We start from the raw sequence: 24475 nt of genomic DNA on the forward strand, positions 1-24475 counted from the left end.
GCAGCCGGGTACGTCGTCGTGCCCGCCATTCCCCCGGGAGCCACTGAAGTGTCGAAGACGACCACCGCACGCCGCCGCCGCGTGCTCGCAATCCTCACAGCCTCAGCACTCGCCCTGACGGGCGCCATCACCGCCGCCGCCCCCGCAGTGGCCGCCGACCGCACCTTCGCCCTCGTCGGCAGCCTGCAGGACGAGCTCGGATGCTCGGGCGACTGGCAGCCCGAGTGCGCGAAGACCGAGCTCGCGCCCACGGGGGAGGCGAACCTCTACTCCGCCGAGTTCACGCTGCCGGCGGGCTCCTACGAGTACAAGGTCGCCGTGAACGACTCGTGGGACGAGGACTACGGCGCCGACGGCGCGCGCGGCGGATCGAACATCCCGCTCACCGTTGGCGGTCCCTCGACGCTCAAGTTCACGTTCGACGACGTCTCGCACCGCATCGGCATCGAGGTGAAATCGCTGCGCGCGGGCTACACGTCGGACGACGACGCGCTCGTCGCGAAGCCTGTGCGCCAGAAGGGCAGCGGCGAGCAGTTCTACTTCGTCATGACCGATCGCTTCGCCAACGGCGACACCTCGAACGACCAGGGGGGCCTGAACGGCGACCGCCTGACGACGGGCTTCGATCCGACGAGCACGGGCTTCTACAACGGCGGCGACATCGCCGGCCTGCGGTCGAAGCTCGACTACATCGCGGGCCTCGGCACGAGCGCCATCTGGCTCACGCCGAGCTTCAAGAACAAACCCGTCCAGGGCTCGGGCGCCGACGTGTCGGCGGGATACCACGGCTACTGGATCACCGACTTCACGCAGATCGACCCGCACCTCGGCACGAACGCGGAGCTGGAGTCTTTCATCGCCGACGCCCACGCCAAGGGCATCAAGGTCTACTTCGACATCATCACGAACCACACCGCCGACGTCATCTCGTACGCGCAGGGCGCCACGACCTACATCGACCAGAAGACGAGCCCCTACAAGGACGCAGACGGCAAGGCCTTCGACCCCGCGACCTACGCGGGCACCGACTCGTTCCCCACGATGGATCCCGCGACGTCGTTCCCGTACACGCCGGTGATCTCCGACGCCGAGAAGAACGTCAAAGTGCCCGCGTGGCTCAACGACCCCACGTTGTACCACAACCGCGGCGACTCGACGTGGGCCGGTGAGTCCGTCACGTACGGCGACTTCGTCGGGCTCGACGACATCATGACCGAGAACCCGAAGGTCGTGGACGGCTTCGTCGACGTCTACGACTCGTGGATCGACCTCGGCATCGACGGCTTCCGCATCGACACCGCCAAGCACGTCAACTTCGAGTTCTGGCAGAAGTGGACGACGCAGGTGCTCGACTACGCGCACGCCCACGGCAAGCCCGACTTCTTCATGTTCGGCGAGGTCTACGACGCCGACCCGACGAAGCTCGCGCCGTACATCCGCGACACCGACATGAACTCGGTGCTCGACTTCACGTTCCAATCGGCGGCGAGCTCGTACGCGGGGGGCGGCACGGCCAAGGGCCTTGCGAACCTCTTCGCGGGCGACGACCACTACACGACGCCCGACTCGTCGGCGACGGCCCTGCCGACGTTCCTGGGCAACCACGACATGGGCCGCATCGGCTACTTCCTGAACGGGAAGTCGAGCCAGCTGCAGCGCGACGAGCTCGCCCACGACCTGCTGTTCCTCAGCCGCGGCCAGCCCGTCGTCTACTACGGCGACGAGCAGGGCTTCGCCGGCAACGGCGGCGACCGCGCCGCGCGGCAGACGCTCTTCGCGAGCCAGGTGCCCGAGTACGAGAACCAGCCGCTCGTGACGGGCGAGAGTCTGGGCTCGCAGGACCGCTACTCGACGAGCGCTCCCGTCTACGACCACATCGCCGAGCTCTCGGCGCTGCGCGACGCAAACCCGGCGCTCGTGAGCGGCGCCCAGATCGAGCGGTACGCGGCCGACGGCGCGGGCGTGTACGCCTTCTCGCGCGTCGACCGCGGCGACAAGATCGAGTACCTCGTCGCGACCAACAACCAGACGACCGATCAGACCGTGTCGCTGAAGACCCTCACGGCGGGGGCGACGCTCACGCCGATCTACGGCGGAGGAAGCGCCGTCACGACGGATGCCTCTGCTGCGGCATCCCTCACCGTCCCCGCTCTCTCGACCCGCGTGTTCAAGGCAGACCGGCCCGTGACGGCTCCCGCCGAGGCGACCCCGATCACGGTGAAGGCGCCCGCAGCGGGTGCGGCGCTCACCGGCTCAGCCGCCGTCTCCGCGGATGTCGACGACTCGTGGCGCGAGACGAGCTTCGCGTGGCGCGTCGCGGGCGGTGACGCATGGCACGCCCTCGGCACGGCCGAGGACACCCAGCCCGGCGTCTTCCACGACGTGAAGGGCCTCGCGGCGGGCACGCTCGTCGAGTACCGCGCGGTGACGACGGATGCCGCGGGCCACCGCTCCGCCGCATCGACGTACGCGTCGGTCGGCAACCGCGTCGACCTCGCCGCGACGCCCGAAGAGCCGGTCGACCCGGAGGAGCCCGAGCCGCAGGAGCCGACGAACTACACGAACGTCAGCGTTCCGGGCAGCTTCAACAGCGAGGCGGGATGCCCCGGCGACTGGCAGCCCGACTGCGACAACGTGCAGATGGCTGAGAAGGACGGCATCTGGCGCCTGAAGCTCGACGACCTCGCCGCGGGCACGTACGAGTTCAAGATCGCGACCGAGAAGAGCTGGACCGAGAACTACGGCGCCGGCGGCACGCCGAACGGCTCCAACATCTCGCTCACGCACGCGGGCGGCTCCGTCGAGTTCTTCTTCGACCCCCGCACGAAGAACATCACCTCGACCGACCAGGGCCCCGTCATCACGCTGCCCGGCTCGCTGCAGAGCGAACTCGGCTGCCCCGGCGACTGGCAGCCCGACTGTCTCGCGAGCATGATGTTCGACCAGAACGGCGACGGCACGTTCCAGTTCACGACCGACGACCTCCCGACGGGCTCGTACGAGGTCAAGGTCGCCCACAACCGCTCGTGGGACGAGAACTACGGCGCGGGTGGAGCCCCCGGCGGTGCGAACATCTCGTTCAGCGCGACGGCGGGCAAGGTCACGACCTTCCGCTACGACATCGCGACGCACATCCTCACCGTGACCTCGACTGATCCGCCGCTCGCCGGCACGGGCGAGCTGCGCGCGCACTGGATCGACGCCTCGACGATCGCGTGGCCCGCCGACCTGGGGTCGACGGCCGCCGACGCCGCGTGGCAGCTGTACGGCTCGAAGGATGCCGCGCTCGCGGTCTCACCCGATCGCGAGGTCACGGGCGGTGACCCCATCGCCCTCACCCGCATCGCGGGCGGTCTCACGGCCGCGCAGAAGCAGACCTTCCCCGCGCTCGCGTCGTACATCGCGCTCCACGTCGAGGGGCAGGATCGGGATGCCGTCGCCTCGCTGCTGAAGGGCCAGCTCATGGTCGCGCAGCGCAGCGCCGCCGGTGCCCTCACCGCGTTCACAGGCGTGCAGCTCCCCGGCGTGCTCGACGATCTGTACGCCGCACCGGTCGAGAAGCTCGACCTCGGGGTGACGTTCCAGGGCAACAAGCCGACCTTCCGGCTGTGGGCGCCGACGGCGCAGACGGCGACGCTGCTCACGTGGCCCGCGGGAGGCGCAGGCGACCCCACGCGCCACACGGCCACGTGGGATGCGGCATCCGGAACCTGGACGGTCAAGGGCAAGACCGACCTCAAGGGCGACGAGTACCTCTGGCAGGTCGTCGTCTACGCACCCACGACGGCGAAGATCGAGACCAACGACGTCACCGACCCCTACTCGGTCGCGCTCACGGAGGACTCGACGCGCTCGGTCGCGGTCGACCTCGACGACAAGCAGTGGAAGCCGAAGCAGTGGGAGAAGACGGCGGCGCCCGTCGTCGCCCGGCCCGTCGACCGTGCGATCTACGAGCTGCACATCCGCGACTTCTCAGCGAACGACAAGACCGTGCCGGAGGACCTCCGGGGCACCTACCTCGCCTTCACGCAGAAGAGCGCGGGCACGGCGCAGCTGAAGCAGCTGGCCGATGCGGGCATCAACACGGTGCACCTCCTCCCCTCGTTCGACATCGCCTCGATCGAGGAGGACAAGGCGGCGCAGCAGGCGCCCGGCTGCGATCTCGCGTCGCTCCCCGCCGACTCCGACCAGCAGCAGGCGTGCGTCGGCGCGGTGGCCGCGACGGACGCCTTCAACTGGGGCTATGACCCGTACCACTTCTCGGCGCCCGAGGGCTCGTACGCGACCGATCCCGACGGGGGAGCGCGCGTCGGCGAGTTCCGCTCGATGGTCGGTGCTCTGCACGGCCTCGGTCTGCAGGTCGTGCTCGACGAGGTGTTCAACCACACCGCCGAGTCCGGCCAGGGCGAGCGGTCGGTGCTCGACCAGGTCGTGCCCGGCTACTACCAGCGGCTCAATGCGGCCGGCAACGTCGAGACCTCGACGTGCTGCCAGAACGTCGCCACCGAACACGAGGTGGCGCAGAAGCTCATGGTCGACTCCGTCGTGCTGTGGGCCCGCGAGTACAAGGTCGACGGCTTCCGATTCGACCTCATGGGTCATGCGTCGAAGGCGAACATGCTCGCGATCCGTGCCGCGCTCGACAAGCTGACCCGGGGGAAGGACGGCGTCGACGGCAAGGCGATCTACCTCTACGGCGAGGGCTGGAACTTCGGCGAGGTCGCGAACAACGCCCTCTTCGAGCAGGCGACGCAGGGTCAGCTCGGCGACACGGGCATCGGCACGTTCAACGACCGGCTGCGCGACGGCGTGCACGGCGGCAGCCCTGTGCGCGACTCGACGTACGAACAGGGCTTCGGCACGGGTCTCGGGACCGACCCCAACGGGCACAGCGGTACGGACGCGGAGCAGCTCGCACAGCTGGGAGGCCTCACCGACCTCGTGAAGCTCGGGCTCACGGGCAACCTGCGCGACTACAGGCTCACGACAGCCGACGGATCGGTCAAGTCGGGCGCCGAGGTCCCCTACAACGGCAACCCCGGCGCGGGCTACGCCGACGAGCCCGACGAGACGATCAACTACGTCGACGCGCACGACAACAACACGCTCTACGACCTGTCGGTGCTGAAGCTGCCGGTCGGCACGAGCATGGCCGATCGCGTGCGCATGAACACGCTCGAGCTCGCCACCGCGACGCTCTCGCAGTCGCCGTCGTTCTGGCACGCCGGGACGGAGCTGCTGCGGTCGAAGTCGCTCGACGACAACAGCTACAACTCGGGCGACTGGTTCAACCGCATCGACTGGACGGGCACGGAGTCGACGTTCGGCTCGGGTCTGCCGATGCAGGCCGACAACGGCGACCGGTGGGACATCCTGAAGCCCCTGCTGGCGAACCCGGCCCTCAAGCCGGGGGCATCCGACATGGCCGCGGCCGAGGCATCCGCGCTCGACCTGCTGCGCGTGCGCAACGAGGTGGGGCTCCTCCGTCTCGGCTCGGCCGACCTCATCGAGCAGAAGGTCACCTTCCCGAACAGCGGGGCGGATGCCACGCCCGGCGTCATCGTGATGCTCATCGACGACCTGGTCGGCAAGGACGTCGACCCGTCGCTCAGGGGTGCGCTCGTGGTCTTCAACGCGTCGCCGACCGCGACGACGCAGACGATCGCGTCGCTCGAGGGTCGCGGCTTCGCGCTCACGCCGGCGCAGGCGAAGGGCTCGGACGCGGTCGTGAAGGCGACGACGTGGAACGCCTCGAACGGCGCGGTCACGGTGCCCGCTCGTTCGGTCGCGGTGCTCGTCGAGAAGCAGCCCGTCGCGACGTCGGTGTTCGCCGCCCCGAACCCGCTCGTCGCCAAGTCGGGCACGACGGTCAAGATCGTCGGCAAGGTCGTCGCAGACGACGGCTCCGCGCCGCAGGGCACGGTGACCGTCACCGAGAACGGCAAGGTCGTCCAGACCGCGCCGCTCGCGGCATCGGCGAAGGGTGCGATCAGCATCGCGCTGCCGAAGCTCTCGCGCGGGACCCACGTGCTGCGGGTGACGTTCGCGGGGGCGGACGGCTGGGCCGACTCGCGGTCGGTCGCGCCGCTTCCGGTGCTCATCCTCTGAGAATGCGCTCAAAGGAGGGCGTCGTCCGCATCGCGGGCGGCGCCCTCCGCTCTGTGCCGGCTGTGCATTCAGCGGGAGTCCTCTCAGATAGTAGGACTTCCATGTAAACTGATCACAGTGACAAAGCCGTCCCAAAAGGAAGTCGCACAATGACGATGGAGATCCCGGTCGCCGCAGCACACGACCAGACCCTGACCGCCGACGAGCGCGCCGCCATTCTCGAGGCCGTGCAGGAGTTCGCCGCCGCAGAGCTCGCGCCGCAGGCGCTCGAGCGCGACGCGAAGCACATCTTCCCGCGCGAGGCGCTCGCCGCCGGCGGAGAGCTCGGACTCGGTGGCCTCTACATCCGGGAAGACGTCGGCGGATCGGGTCTGTCCCGGTCCGACTCGGTCGCGATCGTCGAGGAGCTCGCGAAGGCCGACCCCGCGATCGCCGCCTACATCACGATCCACAACATGGTCGCGTGGATGATCGACACGTACGGCACCGAGGCCCAGCGTCACGAGTGGCTGCCGCGGCTCGTCACGATGCGCGACGTCGGGTCGTACTGCCTCACCGAGCCCGGTGCCGGATCGGATGCCGCCGCCATCACGACGAGCGCGATCCGGTCGGGCGACGAGTTCGTGCTGACGGGCGTCAAGCAGTTCATCTCGGGCGCGGGCGAGGCATCCGTCTACATCGTCATGGCCCGCACCGGCGAGCCCGGTGCGCGCGGCATCAGCGCCTTCCTCGTGCCCGACGGCACTCCCGGACTCTCGTTCGGGCCGGAGGAGGAGAAGATGGGCTGGAAGGCGCAGCCGACGCGCCAGGTCATCCTCGACGAGGTGCGCGTACCTGCGGAGAACATCCTCGGCGGCGAGGGCATGGGCTTCAAGATCGCGATGTCGGCGCTCAACGGCGGCCGCATCAACATCGCCGCGTGCTCGCTCGGCGGTGCGCAATGGGCGCTCGACCGCGCCCTGCAGTACGTGCAGGAGCGCTTCACGTTCGGCGAGCCGCTCGCCGAGAAGCAGGCCGTCGTCTTCGCGCTCGCCGACATGGCGACCGAGCTGCGCGCTGCCCGCGCCCTCGTGCGCGACGCCGCGCTCGCCCTCGACACGAAGGCCCCCGACGCCGCGATGCAGTGCGCCATGGCGAAGCGGTTCGCGACCGATGCGGGCTTCCGCGTCGCGAACGAGGCGCTGCAGCTGCACGGCGGCTACGGCTACCTCGCCGACTACGGCATCGAGAAGGTCGTGCGCGACCTGCGCGTGCACCAGATCCTCGAGGGCACGAACGAGATCATGCGCGTCATCATCGGCCGCGAGCTGCTGCACTCCTGACCCCGCGAAACGACCCCTTGTACGCGAAACCACCTGTTCGCGTCGGTGGTTTCGCGTACGAGGGCATGGTTTCGCGGAAGGGCTCAGAAGTCGGTCTTCGGGAGCCGGAGCAGCCAGGCCGTGTCGGCCTCGCCTTCCTCGACGGCGACCCACACCGATCCGCCCGCCGAGAAGATCGCGACGGGGGCGCCCCCGGTCACGGTCTTCGTCGCGCCCACCTCCAGCGTCTCGGGATCGAGCCGGGTCACCTCACCCTCGGTCCACGGACCGCTCGCGGGGCGAGCGACGCACAGCCAGAGGCCGTCGCCGATCGCGGCGGGCGCGAGCACCACGCCGTCGAACGAGAGGCTGCCCACGGGCGACATGGATGCCGTGTCGACGACCGCGAGGGCGTGTTCCCGCGGACACGCCGCGGAGTACAGCCGGGTGCCCATCGTCCCGATGTCGCCGCACGGGGTGGCGGGCGGCAGCGCGTCGATGGTGCCGATGACGGCATCGGTGGCGGGGTCGATCCCCGCGACGTAGCCCTCGTTCTCGACCGACACCCAGACTTTCCCGTCGAGCTCCGCGAGGCCTTCCGGTCCGCCCTTCCGCGCCTTCCCGACGGCGACCGTGGCGATGACCTCGCCCGAGGTCGGATCGAGGCGCGTGACGGTGCCGTCGAGATGATGCGCGACCCACAGGTCGTCACCGAGGACGAGCATCGTGGTCGAGTTCGGCGAGGGGATGATCTGCGTAGGGCGGCCTCCCGTCATCGCATACCGGCGGATCTCGTCGTTCGGGAAGTCGCTGACCCACAGCGAGCCGAAGCCGACGGCCCCGAACGGGCCGTAGTCTCCCGACGCCTCGTTGCCGTCGGCGTCGAGCAGGGGGATGTCGGTGGCTTCGTTCGTCTTCGAGTCGACGCGGGTGACTCCCTTCCGCGTGAAGAGCCAGACGGCGCCGTCGGCCTCGACGAAGGTCCCGGTCGGGGCATCCGTCTGGAATTCGGCCTCCGCCGTCACGCCCTCGACTGCGGGGGCGTCTGTCGCGGTCGGGCTCGCGGGCGGGTCCGCCGCCTGCGCCGAGCAGCCGGTCGCCAACATGGCCGCCAACGCGAGCGTGATCACGGCGCGACGATGCGTCTGTGGACCCGTGTTCACGAACGCCCCCTCCCCAAAGGAGACCCGCCTGAGCGGCATGATAGCCCTCCGCTCGGGCTGCGGCCGGATCGACGGGCTGCAGAGGTGAAAGCATGAGGACCATGACCGACTACGCAACGATCATCGTCGAGACGCGAGGACGCGTCGGCTGGATCACGATCAACCGCCCTGAGGCGCTCAACGCCCTCAATACGCAGGTGTGCGCTGAGATCGTCGACGCCGCGACGCGGTTCGACGCCGATGAGGGCATCGGCGCGATCGTCCTGACGGGGTCGGAGCGCGCCTTCGCCGCGGGCGCCGACATCAAGGAGATGGAGGCGAAGTCGGGCCTCGACATGCTCATGGGCGACCACTTCGGGGGCTGGACGACGTTCGCCGCCGTCCGCACACCCGTCATCGCGGCCGTCGCGGGCTACGCCTTGGGCGGAGGCTGCGAGCTCGCGATGATGTGCGACCTCATCATCGCGGCCGACACGGCGAAGTTCGGGCAGCCCGAGATCAACCTCGGCGTCATGCCGGGCATGGGCGGGTCGCAGCGTCTCATCCGGGCGGTCGGCTACTACAAGGCGGCTGACCTCATCCTCACGGGGCGCACGATGGATGCCGCCGAGGCCGAACGCGCGGGACTCGTCTCGCGCGTCGTCCCCGCCGCCGACCTGCTCGATGAGGTCGGCAAGGTCGCCGACACGATCGCGTCGAAGTCGCTGCCGTCGCTCTACGCCGCGAAGGCTGCACTCGACGCCGCGATGGAGACGCCCCTCGCCGAGGGCCTCCGCTTCGAGCGCCACGTCTTCGCGTCGCTGTTCGACACGGCCGACCAGAAGGAGGGCATGGCCGCCTTCCGCGAGAAGCGCCCGCCCGAGTTCACCAACCGCTGACCCGACCCCCGTCACTCCGCCGCGCGCCGAACCCCAGGGTTCTCGGCGAGACCGAGAGCGGCGCCCGGGGCCTCGCCGAGCATCCCCTGTTTCGACGAGGCAGGGGATTCCGCCGAGACGGGGGATCGGGATGCCTCGTCTCGGCGAAACCCCTCGGCTCGGCGCAGGATTGAAGAATCAGTCGATCGAAGGAGACGACATGAGTGCAGACCCGCCCTTCGCCGGCCGCGTCGCCGTGGTCACCGGCGCCAGCCGGGGCATCGGACTCGCCATCGCGCAGCGGCTCGCCCGCGACGGAGCGTCGGTGTGCCTCACGGCGCGCCATGCGGACGCGCTCGCCGAGGTCGTCGCGGGTTTCCCCGCCGGCACGGCGATCGGCGTCGCGGGGGGTGCCGACGACCCCGCGCATCGCGCCGAAGCGCTCGGCCGCGCGCGAGCCGAGTTCGGCGGCCTCGACATCCTCGTCAACAACGCGGGCATCAATCCGGTCTACGGACCGCTGCGCGACCTCGACCTCGACGCCGCCCGCAAGATCCTCGAGGTCAACGTCGTCGGCACGCTGGCCTGGACGCAGGAGGCGCTGCGGCACGGGCTCGGCGCCGGCGAGCGCCCCGGCGCCGTCGTCAACCTCTCATCGGTGAGCGGCCTGACCCCTGCACCCGGCATCGGCTGGTACGGCATCAGCAAGGCCGCCGTCGCGCACCTCACGGCGACGCTCGCGGTCGAGCTCGCACCGCGCGTGCGGGTCAACGCCGTCGCGCCGGCGGTCGTCAAGACGCGCTTCGCCCGCGCGCTGTACGAGGGCCGCGAAGACCAGGTCGCGGCGACGTATCCGCTCGGCCGCCTCGGCCTGCCCGATGACGTCGCCGGCACCGTGGCGTTCCTGTGCGGCGACGAGTCGTCGTGGATGACGGGCCAGACGCTCACCCTCGACGGCGGCCTGCTCGCGGCGGGCGGCACGGCATGACCGATCTCGTCGCGCGCACCCGCGCCTTCGTGCGCGAGGTCGTCATGCCGGCCGAGCCGGGCTGGGGCGAGAGCATCGCTTCCGACGCGCTCGAGCGCCTTCGCGACGCCGCGCGCGATGCCGGCGTGTACGCGCCGCACGCGCCCGTCGAATACGGCGGCCTGGGACTGCCGATCACGCAGTGGTCGCGCGTCTTCCAGGAGGCCGGCTACTCGCCCGTCGGCGCGGCGGCCCTGGGCTGCATGGCGCCCGACGAGGGCAACATGCGGCTCCTCGAGCTCGTCGCGGACGACGACCAGAAGGAGCGCTGGCTCGCCCCGCTCGTGCGCGGCGAACAGCGGTCGAGCTTCGCGATGACCGAGCCGCACCCCGGCGCAGGCAGCGACCCGGCCGCACTCGCGACGGCGGCTCGACGCGTCGACGGCGGCTGGATCATCGAGGGCCGCAAGCGCTTCATCTCGGGCGCCGAGACGGCCGACTTCGCGATCGTCATGGCGCGCACCGACGAGGTGGGCGGCGCCACGATGCTCCTCACGCGCCTCGACGCCCCCGGGATCACCGTCGGCCCGTCGATCCGCACGATCGAGTCGGCGATCGGCGGCGGGCATCCGTATGTCACGTTCGACGGATGCTTCGTCCCCGACGCCGACGTGCTCGGCGAGCCCGGAGCGGGCTTCCGCTACGCCCAGGTGCGGCTCGCGCCCGCGCGCCTGACGCACTGCATGCGCTGGCTCGGGCTTGCGCGCCGCGCGCACGACACGGCTCTCGACCGCGCGAACGGCCGCGAGCTGTTCGGCGAGCGGCTGCGCGACCTCGGCGTCGCGCAGGCGCTCATCGCAGACAGCGAGATCGACCTCGCGACCTCCGACGCCATGATCGACGCCGCCGTTGCCGCCGTCGACTCCGGCGACACGCGCGCCGCGTCGACGCTGTCGTCGATCGCGAAGGTGCACTGCTCCGAGGCTGTCTTCCGGGTCATCGACCGTGCCGTGCAGCTGTGCGGCGGCGACGGCGTCAGCTCGGGGCTGCCCCTCATCCAGTTCCTCAACGAGGTGCGGCCTTTCCGCATCTATGACGGCTCGAGCGAGTCGCACCGCTGGGCGATCGCGCGGCGCGCGGCATCTGCCCGCGAGCGCGCGGTGCAGGCGGGTGCGCCCCGGCTCGACGTGGTGACCCCGTGACCGCCGACCCCGACGTCGCCGCGACCCGTGCGGAGGCGGAGGGGATGCCGCATCCGCCGCTCCTGGTGCTCGACGCGCTCGCCGCCTACCTTGCCGAGACGGGACTGGGCGACGACGTGCGCGCCTGGCGGCGCATCGGCGACGGACACTCCAACGTCACGTACCTCATCGACGTCGGAACGCGCAGCCTCGTGCTGCGGCGCGGCCCGCGGCCGCCGCTGCCGCCGACGACCCACGACATGCTGCGGGAGGCGCGGGTGCAGCGGCTGCTTCGGGATGCCGGCATCCCGGTGCCGCAGATCCTCGCGGTGTGCGACGATTCCGCCGTGCTCGGCGTGCCGTTCTACGTCATGGAGCACCTCGACGGCGACGTCATCACCGATGCGCTTCCCGCCGCCCTCGACGGCGAGACCGAGCGACGGGGCGTCGCCGAGGCGACGATCGATGCGCTCGCAGACCTGCACGCCGTCGATGTGTCAGTCCCGCCGCTCGCGACCCTCGGCCGGCCGGAGGGCTATCTCGCGCGCCAGGTAGAGCGCTTCGCGTCGCTATGGGGAACGGTCTCGCGGCGCGACATCCCCGCCGTCGAGACGCTCGCCGGGTGGCTGGGGGCCAACCTGCCGGCGTCGGCGCGCACGAGCGTCGTGCACGGCGACTACCGCATCGGCAACCTGATGTTCCGGAGGCAGGCGCCCGCGACCGTCGAGGCGATCCTCGACTGGGAGATGGCGACGCTCGGCGATCCGCTCGCCGATCTCGGCTACTTCGTCGCGACCTACGCAGAGCCGGGGGCCGCCACGACGCCCCTCGAGCTGACACCGGTCACGCGTCTTTCCGGGTTCCCCGGCCGCACCGGGCTGGTCGCGCGCTACGTCGATCGCACGGGCGCCGACGTGCGTGCGCTCGAGTGGTATCAGACGCTCGCGCTGTGGAAGGCCGCCGTCTTCTGCGAGGCGATCCACACGCGCTGGCTCGACGGCGAGCGCCCCGGAGACGCCTTCGCCCCCACGCTCGAGCGCGGAGTCCCCGCCCTGCTGCGCGAAGCGGCGCGGGTCGCGGGCGTCACAGCGGATCCGGCGCCGGCCGGGGATCCGAGAAGTCGCCCGCGTCCTTCCGGAACCGCGCGATGATGCCGACGAGCTCGGCGGTGTCGGCGGCGGACAGTCCAGGGTCCTCGAACATCTCCGTGTTGAGCGCCGTCGTCGCGCGCTCGACGAGCTCGCGACCGGCATCGGTCAGCACGAGCATCGCGGCGCGGCCGTCGATCGGGTGCGGCTCACGCAGCACGAGGCCGTCGCGCACGAGGCGGTCGACCGTGCTCGAGACGCTCGTCGGATGCACCTGCAGACGCGCGATGGCGCTGGCCATCGGCATCCGCCCCGTGCGTGTGAAGCCGAGGAGCCGCAGCAGCTCGAAGCGCGCGAACGAGAGGTCGAACGGGCGCAGGATGGCGTCGATGCGCGCGAACATGAGCTGCTGCGCGCGGATGATCGACGTCACCGCCGACATGCCGGCGGCGGCATCCGTCCACCCGTGCGCGACCCACTGGCGCTTCGCCTCGGCGATCGGGTCGATCGGGAGCGGTCCGGAACGGGCCATGCGGCGCCTCCCTCCTCGCGATCTCCACGGTAGCGCGACAGCCCCGCGACAAGCCGCTGCGGCGGGCGCATCGCGGGGAGGGGCGCTTCGCGCCCGCCGCATAGACTCGACACGAAGAAGGAGCGAAAGCCTATGAAGATCGTGGTCCTGGTCAAGGAAGTCCCGGACACCTATGGGGATCGCAAGCTCAGCCTCGAGACGGGACTGGCAGACCGCGCCGCGAGCGAGGCGGTGATCGACGAGATCGGCGAGCGGGCGCTCGAGGTCGCGCTGTCCTATGCCGACCACAACCACGGCACGGAGGTCGTCGTGCTGTCGATGGCTCCCGAGTCGGCGACGGCGACGGTGCGCAAGGGCCTCGCGATGGGGGCCGCGTCGGCCGTGCAGGTCGTCGACCCAGGGCTGCTCGGGGCGGATCTGGGCTTGACCGCCGAGGTGCTCGCGGCGGCGTTGCAGCGGGTCGGCTTCGACCTCGTCATCGGGGGCAATCTGTCGACCGACGGCTCGGGCGGGGTGATCCCGGCGATGGTCGCCGAGCTGCTCGGCGTACCGAGCGTGACGGCGCTGAACTCCGTCGTGATCGGCGACGGCACGGTGTCGGGGGAGCGCGCGTCGGACGGCGCGACGATGTCGGTGTCGACGACGCTTCCGGCCGTGATCTCGATCACCGAGGCGCTGCCCGATGCGCGGTTCCCGAACTTCAAGGGCATCATGGCGGCCAAGAAGAAGCCGTTCGAGACGCTGTCGCTCGCCGACCTGCAGGTCGAGGCCGAGGATCACTCCGCGTCGCACTCGATCGTCATCGGGCTGAGCGAGAAACCGCCGCGCACGGCGGGCGTCAAGATCGTCGACGAGGGCGACGCGGGCGAGCAGCTCGCGGAGTTCCTCATCCAGAACCGGCTCGCGTGAGGGAGGGCGACATGACGGAGTTCGCTGCGGATTCGATCCTGGTCCTCTTGGATGTCACGCCCTCGGGCGAGCTTGCCAAGTCTTCGGCGGGCCTGCTGGGCGCCGCCGCATCCGTCGGCACACCCGTCGCGGTGATCGTGGGGGCGGATGCCTCGTCCCTCGCGTCGCAGGCCGGCGACCTGGGAGCCGCCGTCGTGCTGACCGCCGAGGGCGATGCGTCCCTGCTCACGGTGCCGCGCGTGGACGCGCTCACGGCGGCCGCCGATCTCGTGCGGCCCGATGCGGTCCTCGTGTCCAACTCGATCGAGGGCCGCGACGTCGCGGGACGCTACGCCGCCCGCAGCCGCTCGGGCCTCGCGGTCGACGCCGTCGGCGTCTCGCGCGACGCCGAGGGCATCGTCGCGCATCATTCGGTGTACGGCGGCGCGTACAACGTCGACTCCGCCGTCACATGGGGAGCCCCCGTCATCACGGTGCGGCAGGGCTCGATCGACGCCCGCGCCGAGGCGCAGACCCCTGAGGTCGAGGCGCTTACCGTCACGGCGTCGGGCCGGCCCGCGGCATCCGTCGACTCCGTCCAGGAAGCCGTCGTCGCCTCGTCGCGTCCCGAGCTGCGCGGAGCGGCGAAGGTCGTCTCGGGCGGCCGTGGCCTGGGATCGGGGGAGAAGTTCGCGCTCGTCGACCAGCTCGCCGATGTGCTCGGCGCCGCCGTGGGCGCCTCGCGCGCCGCGGTCGACGCGGGGTACGTGCCGCAGTCGTACCAGGTCGGGCAGACGGGCGTCTCGGTGTCGCCGCAGCTGTACATCGCGCTGGGCATCTCGGGCGCGATCCAGCACAAGGCCGGCATGCAGACCGCCAAGACGATCGTCGCGATCAACAAGGACGCGGATGCCCCGATCTTCGAGATCGCCGACTTCGGCGTCGTGGGCGACTTGTTCACCGTCGTGCCGCAGCTGATCGCGGCGCTCGAGGCGAAGAAGGCCTAGCGGCGGTGGCGACTTTCACGGGGTCTGTGCGCCGCGGTCTGCCTCGCGTCGCGGGCGGTGACGCATGGCCGGCTCATGGTGGCGACGGCTCGGAGTCTGTCGCGGATTCGGAGCTCGACCCCTCGACAAGCTCGGGGACCGTGGGGGAGGCTGCGGCTGCCGTGGCCGCTGCGCCTGGTGCGGTCGCGGCGCCTGCTTCGGCGGTGACCGACACGAACCCGCCCGCGGCCGCCGACCCCAACCCGGTCGCTGAGCCTGTCGAAGCGTCGAACTCCGCACCGGCGAGGAGTGTCGGAACGTCGCTCCGCCGCGGCCTTCCCCGCGTCGCGGGCGGCGAGCCCTGGCCTTCGGGCAACGGGGCTGGACCTGCGGCGGTCGCCGAGCCCGTTCTCCCGCGGCAGGTTGCGGGTGCAGCCGCCGCGGACCCGCAGATCGCCGCGGCTGAAGCACCGACGCCTGTCGTTCCCCCGCGGGAGGTTGCGGGTGCCGCCGCAGCCGACCCGCAGATCGCCGCGGGGGAAGGCGGCGATCTGCGTCGGGGCCTCCCGCGCGTCGCCGGGGGCGAGGCCTGGCCCTCGGCATCCGCGACCCGCGCCGCCGCAACGGCGGCAGCCGCCGCAACGGCGGGCGCCGCCGCAACGGCGGCAACGGCGACAGCCGCGGCTGCGCCCGCGACCACTGAGGTGGCGGAACACGCGGCCTCCGAGCCCGCGACCCCGCAGGACGCGGCACCCGAGCGTCCCGTGCGCCGCGGCCTCCCGCGCACGGCCGAGCCCACTCAGGTTCAGGTGACGGAATCCGCCGACGCGCCCGCCGAGACGGCGGTCGTGGTCGTGGCATCCCACCCCTCGACAAGCTCGGGGACCGAGGTGGCCGAGCGCGCGCCGCTGCCGTTCACCCGCACCGTCTGGCCCGGCGCCGCCGCGCAGGTCCGCCCCGAGCCGAAGCCCGAGCCGACGCGGATCGGACCGTTCACGAAGGGCCAGTGGGCCGGCGCGGTCATCGTCGGCGGCGCGGGGCTCCTGTTCGCGGCCGGGATGGTCGTGCTGTTCACGCGGTGGCTGCTCAGCCTGTCCGGGATGCAGGAGTTCCTCGCGACCTACCCCGGCGAGTACGAGCTTCCCGCGGGCGCGCCCGTCGGCATCCCGCCGTGGCTCGGCTGGCAGCACTTCTTCAACGTGTTCCTCATGGTGCTGATCATCCGGTCGGGGCTCACGGTGCGCTCCGAGAAGCGGCCGAGCGTGTTCTGGTCGCCGCGCAGCAACGGGCGCCGCAAGATGAGCCTGACGCTGTGGTTCCACCAGGCGCTGGACGTGCTGTGGATCGTCAACGGCGTCATCTTCATCGTGCTGCTGTTCGTCACAGGCCAGTGGATGAAGATCGTGCCCACGAGCTGGACCGTCTTCCCCAACGCCCTGTCGGCGGCGCTGCAGTACGTGTCACTGGACTGGCCGACCGAGAACGGCTGGGTCAACTACAACTCGCTGCAGCAGCTCGCGTACTTCGCGACCGTCTTCATCGCGGCGCCGCTCGCCATCATCACAGGCGTGCGCATGAGCCACGTGTGGCCGAAGAACGCCGTCCGGCTCAGCAAGGCCTACAACGTCGAGTGGGCGCGCGCCGTGCACTTCCCCGTGATGCTCTACTTCGTGCTGTTCATCATCGTGCACGTCACGCTCGTGTTCGCGACCGGGGCGCTGCGCAACCTGAACCACATGTACGCGTCGCAGGATGCCGTCAACTGGGTCGGGTTCTGGATCTTCACCGCCAGCCTCGTCGTGATCGCCGCCGGCTGGATCGCCGCCCGCCCGCTCGTGCTCGCCCCCATCGCGCGGCTGTTCGGCAAGGTCTCCGGTCGGTAGGCGACCGGGGGATAACCCGAAGAGAAGCTTCCGGATGCCTCTGGCGCGCCCGCGAGGGCGCGGTCCTACTTTGGAGGCATGACCTCAGGCACCCCCGCCCCCGCACCATCGATCGCGTCGCCGCCCCGCGTCGCCGGAGCCGTCGCCCAACTGGCCGCCCTCGGCATCCTGGGGCCCGCCGTCTTCACGGTGCTGTTCACTCTGCTGGGTCTCGGACTCGGCCTCCTCCCGGTCCTGCTGATCGGCGTCGTCTTCCTCCTCGCGCTCCTGTACGCGCTGTTCGCCGTCGCGTGGGTCGAGGCGGCGCGGGTCGACGGGCTCTACGACTTCGGCCTGCCCCCGCGCCGGCTGCGCACGAGCGGCCGCCCCGGCTTCGGCGGCTTCATGCGCACGCTGTGGCTGCAGACGATCGACCCGGCGACATGGCGCGGCATCGCGAACCTCGCGGTGTCGACCATCCTCGGGTGGATCGTCGTGCTGCTGCTCGGCGTCATGTCGTCCGGCATCGTGCTCGCCTTCGCCCCCCTCTACGCGCGCAGCGAGACCGTGCCCCTCGCCCGCACGGGGCTCGAGTTCCCCGTCGCGTGGACCGTGCCGGTCGGCATCCTCGCCGCCATCGTCTCGATCGCCGCGATCATCGGCCTCGCGCTGCTGCACGGCGTCCTGTGCCGCGCCATCATGGTGCCCTCGCGAGAGGCGCAGTTGGCCGAGGAGGCGCGCACGTCCGCCGAGGCCGCCCGCGCCTCGAGCGTGCGGCACGCCGGTGCGGTGCACGCTGCCGATGTCGAGCGCACGCGCATCGAGCGCGACCTCCACGACGGCGTGCAGCCCCGGCTCGTGTCGGTCGGCATGACGCTCGGGCTCGCCCAGCAGAAGATCGACAGCGATCCGGATGCCGCGAAGGAGCTCATCTCCGAGGCCCACACCTCGACGAAGGCGGCCATCACCGAGCTGCGGCAGCTCGCCCGCGGCATCCACACCTCCGTCCTGGACGACCGCGGACTCGACGCCGCCCTCTCTGCGCTCGCCGCCCGTTCAGTCGTGCCCGTGCACCTCGACGTGCGCCTCGACGGACGGTGCAGCCGCGAGACCGAGGCGGCCGCATACTTCGCGATCGCCGAGGCCCTGACCAACGCCGCCAAGCACTCCCGCGGCACCGAGGTGCGGGTCGTGGCGCGATTCCGCGACGGCAACACGCTGTGGGCCCGCGTCGAGGACAACGGCATCGGCGGCGCCCGGGTCATGCCGGGCGGGGGCCTGGACGGCATCGTCCACCGCGTCATCGCGGCCGGCGGCGAAGCCCGCATCGACAGCCCTCTGGGCGGACCCACGACGGTGGAGGTGAGCATCCCATGCGCATCCTGATCTGCGAGGACTCGGCGCTGCTGCGCGAAGGACTCGTGCGCGTGCTCGAGGACGCGGGCCACACGGTGGTCGCAGCGCTCCCCGACGCGACGCGGCTCGACGAGGTCGCCTCGGAGTCGTCCCCCGAGCTCTGCATCCTCGACGTGCGGCTCCCGCCGTCGTGGACCGACGAGGGCATCCGCGCGGCGCTCGCGCTGCGGGCCACCCAGCCCCAGCTTCCCCTCCTCGTGCTGTCGCAGTACGTCGAGGAGCGGTACGCGTCCGACCTGATCGCGGCGAAGGGCGGGGCTCTCGGCTACCTCCTGAAGGACCGCGTCGCGGACGTCGCCGACTTCCTCGAGGCCATCGAGCGCATCGGCGCGGGTGCGACGGTGCTCGACCCCGAAGTCGTCGCACAGCTGCTGAGCCGGCGGACGAGGGACGAGCGGATGCTGCGCCTCACCGACCGCGAACGGGCGGTGCTGTCGCTCATCGCCGAGGGCAAGTCGAACCAGGCGATCGCGAAGTCCCTCTTCATCTCGGAGGGCAGCGTCGAGAAGCACGTCACCTCCCTCTTCCAGAAGCTCGACCTCGAACAGGACGAGTCCGGCAATCGGCGGGTGCTCGCAGCGCTCGCCCACCTCGAGCACGGCGGGGCGCAGGCCCCCCAGCAGACCTTCCCCGGCGGCACGACGCCGCAGACAGGAGCGAACCGATGAGCACCACGATGACTCCGCCTCCCGCAGGCACCGACGTCCCGCCCCCTCCCGGGCCGCCGTCGTGGCAGCCGCCGGCGGGCCCGCCCACCCGCGGATCGTCGCGGGTCGTCGCGATCCTCCTCATCGTGTTCGGCGTGTTCGTCGTGCTCGGCGCGGTCATCTCGGCGATCTTCACGACGATCGCGGCGGCATCCATCCACACGACCACCCGCACCGTCGACGTCTCAGGCGTCGACGACCTCAAGGTCGACGTGTCGGCCGGGTCGCTGCGGATCGTCTACGCCGACGTCTCCGACGCCGAGCTCGAGGTGACCGGCACGTCCGGCGCAGACCGCTGGACCCTCGACTCCTCGAACGACACCCTGACCGTCTCGACGCCGTCCGGCTGGTTCAGCGACGGGTTCTGGAACGGATGGATCTTCGGCGCGCGGAGCGACGCGGTGCTGCGGCTCCCGCAGGCGATGGAGGGCGCGAACGCCGACCTGTCGCTCGCGGCGGGCGAGCTGAACGCCGACGGCGACTTCGGCGACCTGCAGCTCGACCTCGGTGCGGGCCGTGCCACGATCGCCGGCTCTGCCGACTCGATCGACGCGCAGATCAGCGCGGGCACCGGCGAGCTCGACCTCGAAGGCATCGACAAGGCCGTGCTCTCGGTGTCGGCGGGTTCGCTGACCGCCGACTTCAGCGGACAGCAGCCCAGCTCGGTCGAGCTCGACGTGAGCTCGGGGTCGGCGCGGCTGACCGTGCCGCAGGGCGAGTACGACGTGACGAGCGATGTCTCGGCCGGCCAGCTCGACAACAAGCTCGGCTCGGTGCCGGGAGCCGACAGCACCATCCGCGTCGAGGTGTCGGCGGGGCAAGCCGTGCTGCGGGCCGGATGACTCGGTGAAAAAGGGAAGAGCCCGGCCGATCGGCCGGGCTCTTCCCTGTGACGCAACGGTGTCAGCGCACGAAGCGCACCTCGGTGAGCGTCTCGCCGAGGAACGGCTCGGTGTGCGAGGCGCCGTCGAGGGTGAAGCCGTTGCGCGTGTAGAAGCGGTGCGCGCGCGGGTTGTCCTCGGCCACCCAGAGGTAGAGGCCCTCGCCCGTCTCGACGACCGAGTCGAACAGGCGCTGTCCGATTCCGGTGCCGTGCCAGGCGTCGAGCAGGTAGATGAAGTAGAGCTCGCGGAACCGCGGTGCGTCCTTGTCGCGTGCGGGGCCGGAGCCGGCGAATCCCACGATCTCGCCGTCGACGAGTGCGGCGAACATCTTGAATTCGGGGCCTTGAACAGCCCAGTGGGTCCAGAGCTCGGCCATCCGGCGCGGCGAGATCTTCTCGAGCGCGGCCTTGCTGATGAGGTGGTCGTACGTCTCGTGCCAGCACGTCGCGTGCACGCGACCGAGGGCCTCGGCGTCGACGTCCCGCACCGGACGGACGACGATGTCGGTCTGCAGTTCGGCTTCCATGGCCAGACTCTACGCGCGGCATCGCAAGGCGCGAAATCGAGGGGATGCCGCGGCCGGGCCCGCGCGTGTCCGGTTTCCGGTTTCGTCATCCGGGCGTCGGAAGGCGGCCACGGACTGTTCAGCATCGACAACCGAATCGGGCCTTCGGGTGCGATTGGCTACGATCGCACCTCGTGAACGTGATCTGGCGCACCTTCCTCGTCATCGTCGGTGCGCGCGTGCGCGTGCGGCTCGGCGGGCGACTCACCCCGACGGCTGTCGGGCGCATCCGGCTCACGACCCTCCCGACGGACATCGACCTGCTGCGGCACATGAACAACGGCCGCTACCTGTCGCTGTTCGACCTCGGGCGTTGGGACCTCCTGATCCGCACGGGGCTCGCCGACGCCATGCGGGACAACGGCTGGTACGCCGTCGTGTCGAGCGAGACGGTGACCTTTCGCAAGTCGCTCGAGCTGTGGCAGCGATTCGTCGTCGAGTCGCGCTTCCTCGGACACGACGACAAGGCGCTCTACCTCGAGCACCGCGCCGTCGTCGACGGCGAGGTCTACGCCCGCGCGATCATCCGCGCCCGCATGATGCGGCGCAAGGGTGGAACGCTGCCCCACGAGGAGCTGTTCGCCGCCATCGGCCGACCGGACGGTCTGCCCGACGTCGCGCCGTGGGTGCACGACTGGGCCGCGGCATCCGCTCTTCCCTCGACGCGTTCCGAGGCTCCCAGTGTGTGGGACTGACGGCGGGTAGCGCACCGCCCCGCGCCCCGCAAGGGTGTTGTCGGCGATGCGCCGTTCGGGTTGCGTCGAAGACGGCGCGGCCGCAGACCCACTCGGCTCGACGCCATGGAGGAGGGTCCGTGGACACCACCACAGTCATCTGGATCATCGTCGTCATCGCCATCGCCCTCGTCGCGGTGATCGTCGTCGGCCTCGTCATGTATCGCCGCAACAACGAGCGGCGAGATGTCAGGCACCACGAGCGCGCGGAGGCGCTGCGCGCACAGTCCCGTCGCTCCGCTGTCGCCGCGGAGCAGATCAACGCACAGCACGAGCGGGCCCAGGCCGACGCGGCCGCTGCCGCGGCCGAGGCGGATCGCGCGAAGGCCCGCGCCGCCCAGGCCGACGTCGAAGCCAAGCGGTACGCGGAGGAGCACCGGTCGGAGCTGGACGAGCACTCGGCGAAGGCCGACGAGCTGCGGCGCAAGGCCGACGACCTCGACCCGTATGTCGACGAGGACGGCAACGCCCGAATGCCCGGAGGCGCCACGACGAATGCCGCGGCCCGCCGGCCGGTCGATGACACGACCGCGCGCGACGCGAACGACCCCACTGTCGTCGGCCGCGACGCAAACACCACTGCTGCGGACCGCGACGCGAACACGACCGACGCAGGCCGCGACGCGACCGCCCGCGACGACGCCGCGAACGCCGACGCACGCGACGATCCGCGCGTCGCCGACACGGCCGCCACGACGCGACGCCGCGACGGGCACTGACCCGCACCACAGGACCCCGGCCGATCACTCGGCCGGGGTCCCCGCGTGTCAGGTCAGCTGCTCTTGCGCCGGCGAGCCAGATCGCCGAGCACGATGAGCCCGCCCGCGGCGAGCGCGATGCCCGCGGCGAAGCCCATCCACGAGACGTCCGCGCCGCCCGTCGCGGGAAGCGTCGTGGCCGAGGGGGTCGAGCCGCCCTCATCCGGGTCGGTCGGCGTCGGCGTCGGCGTCGGCGTCACCGTCGGCGTGGGCGTCGGGGTGACGGTGGGCGTGGGGGTCGGGGTCGGCGTGACGGTGTCCGTCGGCGTCGGGGTCGGCGTGACGTCGCCCTCCTCCACGCAGGTGAGGTTCGACGAGAACGGCCAGTCATGCACCTCGCGCGGCGATCCGACGGGCGCGATCGCGGGGATGCCGTGGATGAACGACGCCGCGATGACGTTGCCCGAGATGTTGTTGGTGCCCGTCCAGTTCACGGCGGCGCGGGGCGCGTAGATCGTGCCGTTGAGGCTGTCGCCGCCGTTCACGACGACAGACGTGGCATCGACGAAGTTGTAGAGGATCGACGTCGCGTTGATCTCCCCGATGCCCGCCTGCTGCGGCAGCGTGCCTGCGAAGCTCGAGCCGGTGATGTTCACGAGAAGAGGGGTGTCCACGCTCGGCGGAGTCGTGAACGTGACGGAGTCGAGGTTCTCGAGCTCGGTCGTCGTGAGGTTGAGCACGTTCGTCTGGCCGGCCGTGAGCGGCAACCGGGCGTTGGCGCCCGGCATGATCGGCCGGGGGAGCGGCGTGCCGTCGTCCCGGTTCTGCAGCTCGACGGTCTGCGTGCACGTGCCGAGGGTCGTGGATGCCTCGCGGTAGAGGGCGTACGCGGCATCGATGTCGATGAGCCCCGCCGGAACGGGCGCCTCGATCGACTCGGGCGGCTGCTGGCTCGTGCCCTCGATGCGGGGAACGCTGTCGTAGCCGGCGCCGGGCTGCACGATGCGGTAGTTCACGGCGGCGTTGTTGCTGTCGCGGTTCAGCGCGTCGTACGTGGACGTATCGCCGACCTTCGAGTAGCCGTTCCCGAGCACCTTCAGCACCGTCTGGCCACCACTCCAGTCGATGCCGCCGCCGACGTAGAGCGAGACGGGCTGCGAGTCGCCGGGCACCGTGAAGGTGGGCCTCGGGCTCATCACGTTGTAGCTCGCTCCGAACAGGAGGTCGCCACCCAGCGCGAGCGTGCCCTCCGCCTCGTCGGCGTTCAGCTGCACGTCGCCCTCGATGAAGATGAGGAAGTCGCTGTTCGCGTTGTGCCCGTCGACGAGCTGGCCCATCGGGTTCGTCACCGGATTGAAAGGGCCGATCGTGTCGCCCGGCGCCGCTGAGGCGCCGATGGAGGCGGTCATGGTCGCGATCCCTACGACGACGGCGGCAGTGCCGCCGATCGCGGCAAGGCGCGTCTTGTCAGTCGCGGGCATGCGTCCATCCTGCACCACCGCCATCCGGACACGGATGGCGGTGGGCGTGCTCACCTCGCGGGAGCGCTCCCATTCCTGGCGGCCGGGATCACTCGGGCGCGGTCTCGGCCCGAGTCGGCGCGAGCTGTCCCCGATCCGCGAACGCATCGCGCAAGGCATCCCGCACGGCGCGGATGCCGGAATGCGACGCCGACGATCGCCGCACCGCGGCGAAGATCTCGCGCGTCGGATCGCCGGGAAGCCCGTGCAGCCGCACGGTCGGCATCTGCCCCGCCCACACCAGGTCGGGCAGGAGGCCCACGGCATGGCCCGCCGCGATGAGCCGGACGTGCGCCGTCAGATCGGCGAGCTCGAACCGGACATCGGGCTCGAACCCCGCCGCCCGGCACTGCTGCGTCGCCCATTGCCGCGCCGCCGTGCCGCCCGGCTCCATGACCCACGGACGGTCGCGCAGCTCGGCGAGGGTCGACGCCGGGTCGTCGGGCGCGACCGCGAGCCGGATGGGATCGCCGCCCAGGAGGTCGCGGTCGAGCCCCGCGCGATGCGCGCGCGTGTGACCGGGATACTGCTCCGCCACGACGAGGTCGAAGCCCCGCGCCGAGAGTTCGAACAGCCCCTCCTCGGGCGGCATCTCGGCGATCTCGACGCGCAGCGCGGGCTCGCGCTCCGCGAGCAGCGAGAGCGCCCGCGGCAGGATCGCCTGCGCGGCCGTCTGCATGATCGCGACCCGCACGGGGGCGACGCCGGGCTCGAGGGCCTCGAGCTCGCCGCGGATCTGCTCCTCGAGCTCGAGAGCGCGGGCCGCGTGCGCCGCCAGCGCGATGCCGTGCTCCGTGAGCCGCACGCGTCGGCCATCGGGCACGAGGAGCGCGACACCGGCATCCTTCTCGAGCTGCGCGAGCTGCTGCGAGATCGTCGAGGGGCTGTAGGAGAGGGCTTCGGCGACGGCGGCGAGGGTGCCGCGGAGGGCGAGCTCGTGCAGCAGCCGCAGGCGACGCAGCTCGAACACCGGCATCCTCTATTCATCGATGAACGTGATCGGTACTGATCATAGTCA

Annotated in this window: 19 protein-coding genes; 14 read left to right on the plus strand and 5 right to left on the minus strand. The window is 71.1% G+C overall.

What is annotated here, in order from left to right; genetic code table 11:
- Positions 1-48: 48 nt before the first annotated feature.
- Positions 49-6108: a pullulanase-type alpha-1,6-glucosidase gene (pulA, locus tag ACH3VR_RS13300; RefSeq protein ID WP_397556792.1), complete on the plus strand. Its 6060-nt coding sequence runs from the start codon at positions 49-51 to the stop codon at positions 6106-6108.
- A gap of 149 nt (positions 6109-6257) precedes the next feature.
- Positions 6258-7430, plus strand: a complete 1173-nt coding sequence (locus ACH3VR_RS13305; RefSeq protein ID WP_397556793.1) for an acyl-CoA dehydrogenase family protein — start codon at positions 6258-6260, stop codon at positions 7428-7430.
- A gap of 83 nt (positions 7431-7513) precedes the next feature.
- Here the strand turns inward: ACH3VR_RS13305 and ACH3VR_RS13310 are convergent, their stop codons facing one another.
- On the minus strand, positions 7514-8572 hold the full coding sequence (locus ACH3VR_RS13310; RefSeq protein WP_397556794.1) for a hypothetical protein: 1059 nt from the start codon (positions 8570-8572) through the stop codon (positions 7514-7516).
- Positions 8573-8673: 101 nt separating this feature from the next.
- Here ACH3VR_RS13310 and ACH3VR_RS13315 point away from each other — a divergent pair, with 101 nt between their 5' ends.
- The 4 genes from ACH3VR_RS13315 (at position 8674) to ACH3VR_RS13330 (ending at position 12728) form a co-directional block, all read left to right on the plus strand.
- Positions 8674-9450: an enoyl-CoA hydratase gene (locus ACH3VR_RS13315; RefSeq protein WP_397556795.1), complete on the plus strand. Its 777-nt coding sequence runs from the start codon at positions 8674-8676 to the stop codon at positions 9448-9450.
- A 199-nt stretch (positions 9451-9649) separates the two neighbouring features.
- Positions 9650-10417 carry an SDR family oxidoreductase gene (locus ACH3VR_RS13320; protein WP_397556796.1) on the plus strand — a complete coding sequence of 256 codons (768 nt, stop codon included), beginning with the start codon at positions 9650-9652 and terminating at the stop codon, positions 10415-10417.
- The gene (locus ACH3VR_RS13325) at positions 10414-11598 is read left to right on the plus strand and encodes an acyl-CoA dehydrogenase family protein (protein ID WP_397556797.1); all 1185 of its coding nucleotides are present in this window, start codon (positions 10414-10416) and stop codon (positions 11596-11598) included. The genes ACH3VR_RS13320 and ACH3VR_RS13325 overlap by 4 nt, the downstream gene beginning before the upstream one ends.
- Complete coding sequence (locus ACH3VR_RS13330) at positions 11595-12728, plus strand: phosphotransferase family protein (RefSeq protein ID WP_397556798.1); 1134 nt, start codon at positions 11595-11597, stop codon at positions 12726-12728. The genes ACH3VR_RS13325 and ACH3VR_RS13330 overlap by 4 nt, the downstream gene beginning before the upstream one ends.
- On the opposite strand, the gene ACH3VR_RS13335 is transcribed toward ACH3VR_RS13330, so the two are convergent.
- Positions 12661-13197: a MarR family winged helix-turn-helix transcriptional regulator gene (locus ACH3VR_RS13335; protein WP_397556799.1), complete on the minus strand. Its 537-nt coding sequence runs from the start codon at positions 13195-13197 to the stop codon at positions 12661-12663. The two genes, ACH3VR_RS13330 and ACH3VR_RS13335, sit on opposite strands and share 68 nt — an antisense overlap.
- 132 nt (positions 13198-13329) lie before the next feature.
- Here ACH3VR_RS13335 and ACH3VR_RS13340 point away from each other — a divergent pair, with 132 nt between their 5' ends.
- From ACH3VR_RS13340 to ACH3VR_RS13365, 6 genes are all read left to right on the plus strand, one after another.
- Positions 13330-14106, plus strand: coding sequence for an electron transfer flavoprotein subunit beta/FixA family protein (locus ACH3VR_RS13340; protein WP_397556800.1), 777 nt, complete (start codon positions 13330-13332; stop codon positions 14104-14106).
- Positions 14107-14117: 11 nt separating this feature from the next.
- Positions 14118-15092 (plus strand): electron transfer flavoprotein subunit alpha/FixB family protein, encoded by a 975-nt coding sequence (locus ACH3VR_RS13345; RefSeq protein WP_397556801.1) that lies wholly within the window; start codon positions 14118-14120, stop codon positions 15090-15092.
- Between the two features lie 203 nt (positions 15093-15295).
- Entirely contained in the window at positions 15296-16954 is a 1659-nt protein-coding gene (locus ACH3VR_RS13350; protein WP_397556802.1) for a cytochrome b/b6 domain-containing protein, read from the plus strand.
- A 78-nt stretch (positions 16955-17032) separates the two neighbouring features.
- On the plus strand, positions 17033-18319 hold the full coding sequence (locus ACH3VR_RS13355) for a sensor histidine kinase (protein WP_397556803.1): 1287 nt from the start codon (positions 17033-17035) through the stop codon (positions 18317-18319).
- Entirely contained in the window at positions 18307-19017 is a 711-nt protein-coding gene (locus tag ACH3VR_RS13360) for a LuxR C-terminal-related transcriptional regulator (RefSeq protein WP_397556804.1), read from the plus strand. The genes ACH3VR_RS13355 and ACH3VR_RS13360 overlap by 13 nt, the downstream gene beginning before the upstream one ends.
- Positions 19014-19898, plus strand: a complete 885-nt coding sequence (locus ACH3VR_RS13365; protein ID WP_397556805.1) for a hypothetical protein — start codon at positions 19014-19016, stop codon at positions 19896-19898. Before ACH3VR_RS13360 ends, ACH3VR_RS13365 begins: the two co-directional genes overlap by 4 nt.
- 61 nt (positions 19899-19959) lie before the next feature.
- Here ACH3VR_RS13365 and ACH3VR_RS13370 read toward each other — a convergent pair whose 3' ends face one another.
- Positions 19960-20466, minus strand: a complete 507-nt coding sequence (locus ACH3VR_RS13370) for a GNAT family N-acetyltransferase (RefSeq protein ID WP_397556806.1) — start codon at positions 20464-20466, stop codon at positions 19960-19962.
- A gap of 173 nt (positions 20467-20639) precedes the next feature.
- Between ACH3VR_RS13370 and ACH3VR_RS13375 the strand changes: the two genes are divergently transcribed.
- Both ACH3VR_RS13375 and ACH3VR_RS13380 read left to right on the plus strand, forming a co-directional pair.
- Entirely contained in the window at positions 20640-21200 is a 561-nt protein-coding gene (locus ACH3VR_RS13375; protein WP_397556807.1) for an acyl-CoA thioesterase, read from the plus strand.
- A 119-nt stretch (positions 21201-21319) separates the two neighbouring features.
- Positions 21320-21958, plus strand: coding sequence for a hypothetical protein (locus ACH3VR_RS13380; protein ID WP_397556808.1), 639 nt, complete (start codon positions 21320-21322; stop codon positions 21956-21958).
- 53 nt (positions 21959-22011) lie between these two features.
- Here ACH3VR_RS13380 and ACH3VR_RS13385 read toward each other — a convergent pair whose 3' ends face one another.
- Together ACH3VR_RS13385 and ACH3VR_RS13390 are read right to left on the minus strand one after the other, a co-directional pair.
- Positions 22012-23418, minus strand: a complete 1407-nt coding sequence (locus ACH3VR_RS13385; protein ID WP_397556809.1) for a collagen-binding domain-containing protein — start codon at positions 23416-23418, stop codon at positions 22012-22014.
- A gap of 88 nt (positions 23419-23506) precedes the next feature.
- Positions 23507-24427 carry a LysR family transcriptional regulator gene (locus ACH3VR_RS13390; protein ID WP_397556985.1) on the minus strand — a complete coding sequence of 307 codons (921 nt, stop codon included), beginning with the start codon at positions 24425-24427 and terminating at the stop codon, positions 23507-23509.
- Positions 24428-24475 lie beyond the last annotated feature (48 nt).

The sequence above is a fragment of the Microbacterium alkaliflavum genome (genome assembly GCF_044325405.1).
GTDB classification, from domain to species: domain Bacteria; phylum Actinomycetota; class Actinomycetes; order Actinomycetales; family Microbacteriaceae; genus Microbacterium; species Microbacterium alkaliflavum.